This is a genomic window from Prevotella sp. KH2C16, from assembly GCF_900113305.1.
Lineage (GTDB): Bacteria > Bacteroidota > Bacteroidia > Bacteroidales > Bacteroidaceae > Prevotella.
Genome location: NZ_FOOW01000009.1, coordinates 40,860 through 53,371, shown reverse-complemented (window position 1 = coordinate 53,371; position 12,512 = coordinate 40,860). Strand labels below are relative to the sequence as shown.

Annotated in this window: 8 protein-coding genes; 7 read left to right on the top strand and 1 reads right to left on the bottom strand. The window is 50.5% G+C overall.

Translation table 11 applies throughout. The features are described from left to right. The first annotated feature begins 26 nt into the window (after positions 1-26). The 4 genes from BM114_RS07825 (at position 27) to BM114_RS07810 (ending at position 4,640) form a co-directional block, all read left to right on the top strand. On the top strand, positions 27-1,511 hold the full coding sequence (locus tag BM114_RS07825; RefSeq protein ID WP_369808412.1) for a glycoside hydrolase family 125 protein: 1,485 nt from the start codon (positions 27-29) through the stop codon (positions 1,509-1,511). A gap of 35 nt (positions 1,512-1,546) precedes the next feature. Beyond that, complete coding sequence (locus BM114_RS07820) at positions 1,547-2,824, top strand: MFS transporter (RefSeq protein WP_092112258.1); 1,278 nt, start codon at positions 1,547-1,549, stop codon at positions 2,822-2,824. A 23-nt stretch (positions 2,825-2,847) separates the two neighbouring features. After that, positions 2,848-3,846 (top strand): glycoside hydrolase family 130 protein, encoded by a 999-nt coding sequence (locus BM114_RS07815; protein ID WP_092112158.1) that lies wholly within the window; start codon positions 2,848-2,850, stop codon positions 3,844-3,846. A gap of 62 nt (positions 3,847-3,908) precedes the next feature. Next, a complete protein-coding gene (locus BM114_RS07810; RefSeq protein WP_092112156.1) occupies positions 3,909-4,640 on the top strand; it encodes a DUF1349 domain-containing protein in 732 nt (243 codons plus the stop codon). Between the two features lie 329 nt (positions 4,641-4,969). Here BM114_RS07810 and BM114_RS07805 read toward each other — a convergent pair whose 3' ends face one another. After that, the gene (locus BM114_RS07805; RefSeq protein ID WP_092112154.1) at positions 4,970-7,720 is read right to left on the bottom strand and encodes an AraC family transcriptional regulator; all 2,751 of its coding nucleotides are present in this window, start codon (positions 7,718-7,720) and stop codon (positions 4,970-4,972) included. Between the two features lie 191 nt (positions 7,721-7,911). Here BM114_RS07805 and BM114_RS07800 point away from each other — a divergent pair, with 191 nt between their 5' ends. From BM114_RS07800 to BM114_RS07790, 3 genes are read left to right on the top strand one after another with little or no spacing between them, the layout of a single operon-like run. Continuing rightward, positions 7,912-8,727 (top strand): hypothetical protein, encoded by an 816-nt coding sequence (locus BM114_RS07800; protein ID WP_143089289.1) that lies wholly within the window; start codon positions 7,912-7,914, stop codon positions 8,725-8,727. A gap of 15 nt (positions 8,728-8,742) precedes the next feature. After that, a complete protein-coding gene (locus BM114_RS07795; protein WP_143089288.1) occupies positions 8,743-9,453 on the top strand; it encodes a discoidin domain-containing protein in 711 nt (236 codons plus the stop codon). Between the two features lie 35 nt (positions 9,454-9,488). Further along, a complete protein-coding gene (locus tag BM114_RS07790; RefSeq protein WP_092112148.1) occupies positions 9,489-12,509 on the top strand; it encodes a SusC/RagA family TonB-linked outer membrane protein in 3,021 nt (1,006 codons plus the stop codon). Positions 12,510-12,512: the final 3 nt, after the last annotated feature.

Sequence of the window (12,512 nt, the reverse complement as noted above, 5' to 3'; positions counted from 1 at the left end):
CTCCTGAAAAAGTAAAAACGAGGAAGATGAATTTACGAAATAAGATTGTTATTGCAGCCTTGGCGGCTCTTGCCATGCCAGCAATGGCCCATGCACAGGCCAATGCCCGACAGAAGGACTACGGTCAGGAATACATCGATGCCATTGCGGTAAGCACGAGATATGTGCCGAAGCGTCCGAAGGAAGCTGACCGCCTGTTTCGCTCGGAAGCCATTGAAAGGGAAATCAAGCGGGTGAAGAAGCTTCTGAAGGACACTCCCTACCTCGCCTGGATGTTCGAGAACTGTTTCCCGAACACCCTCGACACCACCGTCCACTATACTACTGACGAGGACGGGAAGCCGGATACTTTCGTATATACAGGCGACATCCATGCCATGTGGCTCCGCGATTCGGGGGCACAAGTGTGGCCTTATGTGCAATTCGCGAATAAGGACAAGAGCCTGAAGGAGATGATAAAGGGAGTGATTCTGCGGCAGTTCAAGAGCATTTGCCTTGATCCCTATGCCAACGCTTTCAACCGTTTTCCCGAACCGGACGGGTATTGGATGAAGGACGAGACCGACATGAAGCCGGAACTTCACGAGCGCAAGTACGAGATTGACTCGCTCTGCTACCCGCTCCGACTGGCCTATGAGTACTGGAAGGTTACCGGCGACGCGAGCATCTTTGATGAACAATGGCTCAAAACGATACGAATCATCCTCAATACATTCAAGGATCAGCAGCGCAAAGACGGCCACGGCAGCTATAAGTTCCTGCGTGTTACCGACCGGGCACTCGACACCGTGAACAACGGCGGATGGGGAGCACCGGTGAAGCCGGTAGGCTTGATAGCGTCGGTTTTCCGTCCTTCCGACGACGCGACGACCTTCCTTTTCCTCGTTCCGTCTAACTTCATGGCCGTAACCTGCCTGAACAAGGCCTCGGAAATACTGACGAAGGTCAACAGGCAGGAAGCTCTCGCCCGGGAGTGCAGCGACCTCGCGGCCGAGGTGCACGAGGCGTTGATGCAGTATGCGGTATACAATCATCCGAAGTATGGCAAGATCTATGCCTTCGAGGTGGATGGTTTCGGAAACCAGCTCCTCATGGACGACGCCAATGTGCCCAGCCTCCTGGCCATGTCTTATTTAGGAGATGTGGACATCGACGACCCCATTTACCAGAACACGCGCCGTTTCGTGTGGAGCGAGGACAATCCCTATTTCTTCCGGGGCGAGGCTGGCGAGGGCATCGGCGGCCCTCATGTGGGCTATGACATGGCATGGCCGATGAGCATCATGATGCGTGCCTTCACCTCAACGGACGATAAGGAGATAAGGCAGAGCATACAGATGCTGATGGATACCGACGCTGATACGGGCGTGATGCACGAGAGTTTCAATGTGCATAATGCCGCCAATTACTCGCGTCCTTGGTTCGCCTGGCAGAACACTTTGTTCGGTGAGCTCATCCTGAAGCTCGTGAACGAGGGGAAGGCCGACCTCCTCAAATCTTGTAAGAAATAAAACCGATCGGCATGGGAATGCCCGAATCAAAGAATATGGAAAAACTAAAAGATAAGAAGGTGAGCCCTGTAGCATGGGTTCCGACACTCTATTTTGCCATGGGAATGCCGTTCGTGGTATTGAACATGGTATGTACGCTGATGTATAAAGGCATGGGCGTGAGCGATGCGCAGATAGCTTTCTGGACCTCGCTCATCATGTTGCCCTGGACGCTGAAGCCTCTTTGGAGCCCGTTCCTGGAGCTTTACAAGACCAAGAAGTTCTTCGTGGTGTTCACGCAGGTGCTCTCTGGCATTATGTTTGCCCTCGTGGCGTTTGCCTTGAACCTGCCGAGCTTCTTTGCGGTAACCATTGCGATGCTCGCCGTGATTGCCATGAGCGGGGCCACGCACGATATTGCAGCTGACGGAACCTACATGGGCGTGCTTTCAAAGGAGGACCAGGCCAAGTGGATTGGGTGGCAGGGAGCCTTCTATAACATTGCCAAGATTGCCGCTACGGGCGGCCTCGTATACCTGGCCGGAACCTTCATCGACGCCTTCGGGGTTACCAAGGCCTGGATGATTATCATGCTCATCATCGGCATTATCATGTGCCTGCTGGGCACTTACCATTTCTTCATCCTCCCCACCGACGGCAAGCAGGCCCGCGAAGGCATGACGCTGAAGCAGAGCCTGACGGAACTCTGGGCGGTCTTCGTCGACTTCTTCGAGAAGAAACACATATGGTATTACATCGCCTTTATCATCCTCTATCGCTTTGCCGAGGGTTTCGTGATGAAGATCGTGCCGCTCTTCCTGAAGGCATCGAGAGCCGATCAGGGTCTCGGGATGAGCGAGCAGGAGATAGGACTGTGCTACGGCACCTTCGGGGCGGCGGCCTTCGTGGTGGGCAGCATCCTCGCCGGATACTACATCTCGCACCGGGGACTACAGCACACGCTGTTCAAGCTCGCCCTGGTCTTCAACCTCCCGTTCGTGGCCTACACGCTGTTGGCACTCTACCAGCCCGATAGCCTGTGGCTCATCGGCGGCGGTATCACCCTCGAATACTTCGGCTATGGTTTCGGATTCGTGGGCCTGACACTCTTCATGATGCAGCAGATAGCCCCAGGTGAGCACCAGATGAGCCATTACGCCTTTGCCTCCGGCATCATGAACCTCGGCGTAATGCTCCCCGGAATGATAAGCGGCGTGGTGAGCGACGCGCTCGGTTACCACCACTTCTTCGTCTTCGTGCTCTTCTGCACGATACCGGCGCTGCTGATTACATGGTTCGTTCCTTTTACCTATCCCGACAAGAAAGAAGAATAACAACAATATAAACAAGACTTGACATGAGTAAACTGATTATCCAGGGGCAGCCTCTGCCCAATATGCCGTGGGAAGAACGCCCGGCTGACTGCAAGAATGTGATGTGGCGCTGCAGCCAAAACCCCATCATCCCGCGCGACCTCCTGCCCACGAGCAACAGCATCTTCAACAGTGCCGTGGTGCCTTTCAAGGACGGCTATGCAGGTGTTTTCCGCTGCGACGACACCAATCGCCGCATGGTGCTGCATGTAGGCTTCTCGAAGGACGGCGTCAACTGGAACATCAACGAGGAACCTCTGCGCTTCCAGTGCGACAACGAAGAGATCGGGCAGTGGGTCTACGGCTATGACCCCCGCGTCTGCAAGATAGACGACCGCTGGTATGTAACCTGGTGCAACGGCTATCACGGCCCCACAATCGGCGTGGCCTGGACGGACGATTTCCAGACTTTCCATCAGCTGGAGAACGCTTTCCTGCCCTATAACCGCAACGGCGTGATGTTCCCGAAGAAGATAAACGGAAACTTCGCCATGCTTTCCCGTCCTTCTGACACGGGTCATACGCCCTTCGGCGACATATTCTACAGCGAGAGCCCCGACCTCGAATTCTGGGGTCGCCACCGCCATGTGATGTCTCCGGCGGCATTTGAAGTGAGCGCATGGCAGTGCATGAAGATCGGCGCAGGCCCCATCCCCATCGAGACTTCGGAAGGCTGGCTGCTCTTTTACCATGGCGTTCTGCGCTCCTGCAACGGCTATGTCTACAGCTTCGGCTCGGCCCTGCTCGACCTGGAGCAGCCCTGGAAGCCCATCTACCGCTCCGGCCCCTACCTCATCTCGCCGCAGAAGCCCTATGAGCTCACGGGCGATGTGCCCAATGTATGCTTCCCCTGTGCCGAGGTTCACGACCCCGAAACCGGGCGCGTGGCCGTCTATTATGGTTGCGCCGACACCGTTACGGGGCTTGCCTTCGGGTATATTCCCGAGATTCTGGAGTGGACCAGGAAGACCAGCATTATCTAAGCCGCTTTCCAGCCCTCCCTGCGGGGGAGGGCGGAAACGGATAATTACAAACACTTTGTATAATGAAGAAGGGTATTTTATTTGTGTGCCTCGCTCTGTTGGGCACGGTTGCCTGCACGAATCAGGCTACGAAGGCAGACTCGAAAGATGACGCCGACATCGTAAAAGACATCCTAAAGAAGGGTGCCAAGCTCGACCTGCGCAGCTTCGAGTGGACTCGCCAGCCGCAGAGCTACACCCTCAACGGCGACACCCTCGAGGTGGTTACGCGCCCGAAGACCGACCTCTGGCAGCGCACCTACTATCATTTCCGCAACGACAACGCGCCCGTGTTCCAGATTTCGACGGCTGAGCAATACTTCAGCTTCGTTGTCCGCACCGACTTCACGGGCAGCCATCACCGCTTCGACCAATGTGGCGTGGTGCTTTACCTCGACAGCGAGAACTGGCTGAAGGGCTCCGTGGAATATGAGAACCCGGAATTCCAGCACCTCGGAAGCGTCTGCACCAATCAGGGATACTCCGACTGGGCCACCACGGCCATACCTGCCGATGTGAAGGTGATGTGGTATCGCCTGAGCCGTCGCGCCGACGACTTCTGCATCGAGTGCTCCACCGACGGCAAGAAGTTCAGTCAGATGCGCGTCTGCCATATGGCCGCCGCCACGGATAAGATTCGTTTCGGCATCTACGCCTGCTCTCCCGAGGAGTCTTCCTTCAAGGCCAAGTTCTCCGACATGCAGGTTACGGAATGCATGTGGAAGGCTCACGACGGGCAGCAGCCTGACGAATAACCGCGGCATCTCCCGCGTGTTGGGATAAGAATTGCCCTTGCGGGAGAGCGGTAGGGCTACAGAAACATGTCCGCTCAGTATCACAAGGCTCCGGCTGGAAACAGCCGGAGCCTTGTCGTTCCCGCAGTCTTGGCATCAGGAAGCAAGCTGGAGGAGAACCTCTTGACGATCGGAATGGCTGCAGGCGGCACCTCCCTGTTTTCCTAAAGGCCGTCTTCTTGTTGACAAAATCGCCGATTTTGTCCCATGATTTCGGCGATTTTGTCGTATAATCTCGCCGATTTTGTCAGGCGGAGAGCGGCAAGAAGGTTACGAATACCATATCAATGTCATGACTCGTGTACCTTTGACTGAGCACGATATTCACGCGGGGTCATGTTCATGAGGTGCTTGAAGCTGTTGCTGAAGTAGCGCTGGGTGGAGAATCCCGTTTTCTCTGCTATCAGGCCTATCTGCAGATCGGTGGTCTTCAGGTACTCGCAGGCACGCTGGATTTTCATCTTGTTGACATATTCCTTTGCCCCGATGCCGGTGATAGAGTTGAATTTGGTATAGAAGGAAGAGCGGCTCATAGCCATCTCGGAGTAAATGTCATGTACTCCAAAATCAGGTTTCCCCATGTTCTCATTGACTATTTTCTGGAATTTCATCATGAATTGCTCGTCGCTGATGCTGAGTTCGCTCTCCGAAATGTTGGCCGGATCGCCGAGGCTAATGACACGAAGCCTTTCTTTTTCCCTCTCCTCGAGATTGTTTGCTTTGCGGCGTAGGTTTCGATAGTGGCGGAATACCACGAAGGCAATTAGCAGGAGGATGAGAAGATAGACCAGCGGCGAACGGTACCATGCCTGTCGGACCTTGAGGTTCAGGATCTTCACGGGCTGGCTCCAGCGTCCGTCCTTCATGAGATAGGCCACATAAATCTCATAGGTGTCTGCCTGAAGCTTCGGCAGTGAGAGTTCGTTGCTGTAGGATTCTATCTCCGAGGTGGTCTGGCCTTTTATGATATACTTATACAATATCTTGCGGAAGGCATTGTCGCCGTTGAGCATCACCCTGATGACCACGGAGGAATAGTCCCACGGGGCTTCGAGGGAAATTCCGTCCTTCAGCGTGGCGTTTGCTCCGTCGAGCAGCACATTGAAGAGTTCTATCTTAGATGTGTCGGTGCTATTAAGCGTTTTCCCCAAGTCTATCCGGCTTAATCCCTGGGTGCCTCCGAGATAGAGAATGCCGTCGGTGCCCGTGAGTGATCCGTCTACGGAGATGATTTCGTCTGCAGAGAATCCGTCGCTCTCGTCGATAATCTCACATTTCCCGTTGCCGTCGGGATAGCAGAAGAGCCCATTGTCTGCCCCGATCCAGAGGCTCCTGCCATTCACGGGTACCATCTGGGTTATGCGCCGATAGAGCTGGCTCTGGTATCGGGTGTCCTTCCCGGTTTTCAGGTCAATGACGATGATGCCCGAATTGGTGCCTATCCACACTTTGCCGGATAACAGGGCGGCGGTGTTTATTTCGTCTTCTGCATATTCATAGATGCAACGGAGGATGTTGGTCTTGGCGTCTATGGCAAAAACGGAGTGCTTGCTGTATACGAGATAGGAATTACGGTCTATGGCAAAGATTTTCATTTCACTAAGGTCCATGTTCTCACAACCGTGGAGGAATTCATACTTGCGGCTGCCGGGATTATAGACATAGGCTTTCTCCCCGAAGATGAACACTCGGTTATCGGGCGAATGGTAGAGCATGGGACTATAGCCGGAATGGTTTTCGTAGTCGTTGGTTTCCTTGTCGAGAAGCAGGAAAGGCTCAACGGTTCCCCGCTTCTTGTCAAAGAGCATGAGCCCCCGGCAATACACGGACAGTAGAAGATGCCCTGCGTCAAAATTGCAGATGGAGGAGATTTTAAGTCCATTGGTTTGGCGAAAGTGGATGAAGAGATCTCTTTTAGCATCGTAATAGTCCACCCCGCCCCCGTCTGTACCTATCCAAAGGCTGTTGTCCGCGTTTCTGATGAAACAGAGAACCGTGGCATTGCTCAGTCCGTTAGGGCTTCCAAACGGGACGGCACGATATTGTTTGACGGAAGTATTCTTCAGTGCGACCGCCCCATGTCGTACCGTGCCTAACCATATCGTCTTGTTGTTATCCTGTGATACGGCGGTAAATGACTTGCTGGGCAGTTCTATGTGCTTGTATTCTTCTATCTCATTCAATAGGGAAATGTTGTTGCCGGCGAAGTCGAGCACGCATATTCCTCCCCCGTCGGTTGCCATCCATAGAGCCCCATTGACCTCGTTGAGGGAGAGAATGATGTTGTGGGTTAGCTTGGAGTTTGCCTGTGTGTAGGTATGCAGTATTTTCCCCTGGGGAGATATTTCGATAAGTCCCTCGCGGTATATGGAAAGGAATATCCGGCCGCTCTTGGTTTTACATCCGGAGAGGAAGATACAGTCAGCACGATAGCTGAAGGCTGTCCCTTGGAGTTTTGCTTTGGAGGTGTCGAGTTTGAATATTCTCCCGTGTTTCATTACCACAAGGATGGAGGTTTTTCCAAGCGGGCACATATACACCACGATGTCATTGCGGGCGGCTCCCACATTAATTTCTATTTCAGAGAATCTCCGGGTTGTCTCGTCGTAGCGATAGATCTTTCCCTTGCTGCCGAAATATACGGAACTGCCAACTTCTGTGATAGAGTAGATCGGCTTGGATAGGTTCTCCGTGAAGGAGTCGCTCTTTCGGTCGAGTTGCGAGAGCGATGCCGTTGAGCCCACCCAGAGGATATTCTTGGAATCCTCGAAGATGCAGTTGATGAAATTCCCATGGATGGGCCGTAGCTCCTGTCCCCGGTCTATATAGGAGTGAACGCTGTTGGTCCTATAGGCATTTAGCCCGTAGCGGGTGCCTATCCAAACGGCTCCTTTCCTGTCCGTATGAATACATGTTATATTGGGTTGCGACAGGCCTTCTGATGTACTGACGGTTTTTATGTAATAGTAATTCTCCGCTTTCATGATACTTGCTGAAAGTAACGGAAACAGAATTACGAGCAGTAACAGGTGTTTGTTCATCGGAAGATATTTTATTTCAAAGTTACGAAAAAATCCAATTCTACATCCAAAACGATGAAATAATTCTCGAGTTAATGGTACTTTTTTCTATTTTTGGATGTTTTCGAACATATTTAGTACAAATTTTCTCAAATTATTAACAATGGTTATGTAATTTTGCATCAATCTTAAACTACTTTAAGCCAACATTTATGAAAAAAGCTTTATTGTTTATCTTGGCTCTAATGGCATTGACGGCACGCAATAGTGTTAAGGCGGATGGAATATCAAGCATACAGTGGGAGTTCAACACCCTTGACGGATGGGTTTATGAACATCAGGATGATGCACCCGTCTCGCAGTGCAGTGCCAATGCGGGCAACCTCTACATCTATACCCGCGCCAATACGCGAGACAGGCAGAAGATGCATACTAAGGACAAGATATATACTTTCGGCCGTTACAGCTGGCGCACCTATATCAGCAATATAGCCGCGGGCGAACAGACCAGTATCGGCTCATGGATATATTGTGATGAGCAGCATGAGATAGACTTTGAGGTTGGCCCGGGAACTTCCGCTATCCGGGAGCAGTATGGCATTCAGGAAGGTGAGTTGGTGGCGTGTATGACTTCACAAGGTTTTCCTTATGTCTCTGGCTATACGGCTATTACTCCTGGCTGGCATGTGTTTACTATTGAGCTGAAGGATGTAAGAGGCAGCTATGAGGTACATTGGCTGATAGACGGCGAGGAAAAACAGAAACAGTCGCTGAGATATGGTGATGAAAAAGCATTTTATATCTATTGCAGCGTTGAGAACCTAAGTTTTATAGGAGACTTTATTCCCGTTCATAGGAACTATGGCATGTTTGACTGGGTGTCATTCACGAATCATGAGGATGCTACCAGCATCCAGAATATAAGTTTTCCGGAACAAACCGTCATCTACAATCTTCAGGGTTGCAAAGTGGACAATCCTCAAAAAGGTGAGCTTTACATTATTAATAATAAAAAGATGATATATTAAAAAACGGCTATCATTATGAAAACGACAATCTTTACTCTTTTGACAGTAGTTGCCATGAGTGCGCCAATGTCCTCAATGGCGCAGAATCTCGTGAACTATGCTCTTCCTGACTATGGGGAGGTGGTGGTCAGGGGCGACCTTACTACCAATGACTGGTTCCATACGGGCAGGATAAACGACAATGATTTTGAGACGAAATGGCTCTCCTGTGATCCCAAGGAATATGAGAATCAGTGGACTAAACATTGGGTGATCGTAGACCTCGGCCAAGAGCGTGATATCAAGGAAGTTGATATCTACTGGGCAGAGACGGCAAATATCTACTATGTATGTCTCACCAACGATGAGGATGTGGTGAGTAAGGTGAAGGCTGAGGCTGGTAAGGAGGAAGCCGTTCCCGGAAACATCGGTGAAGTTATAGCATCAAGCAACTATCACGACCTTGGCATCACCGCAGCTAAAGGTGAGACCCATAAGTATCCTCTGACAGAAATCAAAAAAGCCCGTTATGTAGTTGTATTCACTACCAAGGACTGGATTGCCGACACGGGATATGGTGTAGGCATTTATGAACTTCAGGTATGGGGCAAACCGCTTGAGGCAACCAAGATACCTGGTATCTCATCCTTGTCCAAAATCAATCAGGCTTATGATCTCTCGGGCCGTAAGGTAAAAGATATGAGGAAGGGTGTTTATATCGTCAACGGCAGAAAGGTTTTCAAATAAGAAACAATTTTAAAATAAAAATCCATATAGCTTTTATGAAACAATTTCTAAAGAAAGTAATGTTGTTGCTGGTGGTTGCAATGTTTGTAACACCAGCTATGGCACAGAATGTAGTAAAAGGTTCTGTGTCTTATGCCAATGACGACAGCCCTATCGTGGGCGCCGTCGTCCAAGTGAAGGGCACGAAAGTGGGAACTGTTACTGACTCCGATGGAAAGTTTTCCGTGCAGGCAACGCCGGGACAAACCATAGTAGTATCGTATCTCGGTATGACCACAGTAGAACAGAAGGTAGTTCCAGGGGCAGGTCCGCTGACTTTCGTACTGGAAGATAAGACGCAGGAACTCGAAGACCTCGTGGTTGTGGGCTATGGTGTTACCAAAAAGCGCGACCTTGCTGGTGCAATCTCACAGATTAAAGCTGATGATGTGAAGGCCGGTATCATTACCAACACGGCTCAAATGATAAAGGGACGCGCTGCTGGTGTGCAGGTTCGTCAAGGTTCCCTTGAGCCAGGAGGAAATATCGCAGTACGCATCCGTGGTGCCTCTTCCATCAGTTCAAACAATGAGCCTCTCTATGTAATTGATGGTATCCAGTGCTCAGCAGGCAACCAAATAAGCCCAGAGGATATAGCTTCAATGGAGATTCTGAAGGATGCTGCTGCCACGGCCATCTATGGTGCCCGGGGAGCCAACGGTGTTGTTATCATTACGACTCGCAAAGGAAGCGAAAACAAGTTTACTGTTGACTATTCATACGACATCTCTACGAAAACTCTTATTAACCCTTGGAATCTGATGAATGCTCAGGATGAGATTCAGCACAAGATGGATGTGTGGAGACAGAATGGTGCATCTGGCGCAGCTCCTTATACCGACACGCAGCTTCAATATAAAGGAGCTGGCACCGACTGGGTGAAGGAGATGACCCGTAATGCTTCCACGCAGGCTCATGCCGTAGCTATCACGGGAGGTTCAAAGCGCCTGAAGGCTGCCACGACGCTGGTCTATGTGGATGACGAGGGTATTCTGCCCAACACTTCATTCAAGCGCCTTAGTGGTCGACTGAATGTCGACTATACTATTACCGACTGGTTCCGAGCCGGTGTTAATGCGTATATGGCAAAGACCAAGAAGACCTACCTGAACATGGGTAACAGCGCTTCTACCGACAATGTTCTCTATTGGATGTTCATGGCTGATCCGACGCGTACGATGTCTGACGAGGGACTCAATGTGTTCGGAGAGCCTGACCGCAAGGAGACTGTTTATTTTGAAATCCAGAATAAGGATTTCAATACGGCCGTTTCAAACTCTTATATCACTCTCTTTGCGGAAGCTGATGTCCTTCCCTATCTGACGGCGCGTGCCCAGTATTCATTCTCTAACGAGACAGACAAGTACTCAAAATATTACAATCGCGAGACTCTTCTTGGTGCAGGTTATAAAGGCAAGGCAGAAATAGAGGATGAGCATGTCAACTATCAGCAGCTTGAGGGTCTGCTCACTTTCCATAAGAACTTTGCCGACAAGCATGACCTGAAGATTATCGCAGGTGCAAGCTATCAGAAGAACGACTACGAGTATATGGGTATGTGGGCCCATGGCTTTACGACGGATGCCTTTAGATATTATAATATGGGAACGGCAAGCACCATTGAGGCGATTGCCACAGCTCGTTCCATCAAGACGAATGTGTCTTTCTTCAGCCGTGCGGAATATGTGTTGCTGAATAAATACATCATCAATGCAAGCCTGCGTGCCGACGGTGCGTCAAACTTCGGCGCTGACAACAAGTGGGGTTACTTCCCGTCTGTTTCTCTGGGCTGGCAGCTCGGAGATGAGAAGTTCATGGAGTTTATTAAGCCAACGGTTTCGCGCCTGAAACTGCGTGCAAGCTATGGTACATCGGGCAATGACGGTATCGGCAGCTATAAATCGCAGCGTATGTATTCATTCGAGAATGTATATCTTGGCGGTACGGACATCGTGAAAGGAATGTATCCGTCAAATGCAGGCAACCTCCTGCTTCGTTGGGAAACAACGGCACAGCTCGACTTGGGTCTCGATATGAGCATTCTGAACAATAAGCTTGAACTTACATTTGACTGGTATAACAAAAAGACTACTGACCTTTTGAATGAAATAAATATCTCATCGTCAACTGGTGGTCTCACTACCACCACTGGCAACAACGGTTCGCTGCAGAATCGCGGATGGGAACTGTATGTGAAGTATAATGCCTTTGCAACTAAGGACTTCAGTTGGCAGACAACACTGAACTTGGCGCAGAACAAGAACAAAGTCCTTTCTATCGAGAGCCCGACTTATTACACCATTCGTCCTCATGGAACCTATAACTATGAAGAGTATATGCAAATCAAGGAAGGGCTTCCCTTGAGTTCTATCTATGGTTATGAATGGGATGGTATTATTCAGGAAGGCGAGACCTACAGTGCTCAACCGAAGTCCCAGCCGGGCGATCCCAAGTTCAAAGACCTTGACAATGACGGGCTCATCACATCGGCCGACCGCAAGCAGATAGGTAAAGGTACTCCGGATATTACCATCGGATGGGGGAATAACTTCCGTTATAAGGACTTTGACTTTTCCTTCTTCTTCGATGCCTCACTTGGCTATGACTTGCTAAATCTCACTACGGTTCTCCTTGAGGACAACGATCGCCTGACAATCTGCAAGGATAGATGGACAAAGGAGAATCCTTCTACCAATGTCATCCATGGCACATGGAAAAAGGACGGAGGCTTGCAGTACGGTTCTTATGTAAACAGCCACTATGTGGAGGATGCAAGCTTCCTTCGTCTCTCAAACATCGAGCTGGGATATTCTGTTCCCGTGAAGAAGCTGGGCATCAACTTCATTCAGGGATGCCGTATTCACATCGGTGCACAGCGCCTGTTTACCCTTACGCATTATTCAGGCTTTGATCCCGAAGTCAGCACAAATGGCGCAAGGGCTTACCAGCAGGGTCTTGACTTTAACTCGTATCCATCTTATCGCTCGTTCAGTGCTGGCGTGAAAGTAACATTCTAATTT

Coding starts and splice junctions, on each gene's coding strand:
- BM114_RS07810 (WP_092112156.1), top strand. CDS start 3,909: ATGAAGAAGGGTATTTTATTTGTGTGCCTCGCTCTGTTGGGCACGGTT.
- BM114_RS07815 (WP_092112158.1), top strand. CDS start 2,848: ATGAGTAAACTGATTATCCAGGGGCAGCCTCTGCCCAATATGCCGTGG.
- BM114_RS07805 (WP_092112154.1), bottom strand. CDS start 7,720: ATGAACAAACACCTGTTACTGCTCGTAATTCTGTTTCCGTTACTTTCA.
- BM114_RS07795 (WP_143089288.1), top strand. CDS start 8,743: ATGAAAACGACAATCTTTACTCTTTTGACAGTAGTTGCCATGAGTGCG.
- BM114_RS07790 (WP_092112148.1), top strand. CDS start 9,489: ATGAAACAATTTCTAAAGAAAGTAATGTTGTTGCTGGTGGTTGCAATG.
- BM114_RS07825 (WP_369808412.1), top strand. CDS start 27: ATGAATTTACGAAATAAGATTGTTATTGCAGCCTTGGCGGCTCTTGCC.
- BM114_RS07800 (WP_143089289.1), top strand. CDS start 7,912: ATGAAAAAAGCTTTATTGTTTATCTTGGCTCTAATGGCATTGACGGCA.
- BM114_RS07820 (WP_092112258.1), top strand. CDS start 1,547: ATGGAAAAACTAAAAGATAAGAAGGTGAGCCCTGTAGCATGGGTTCCG.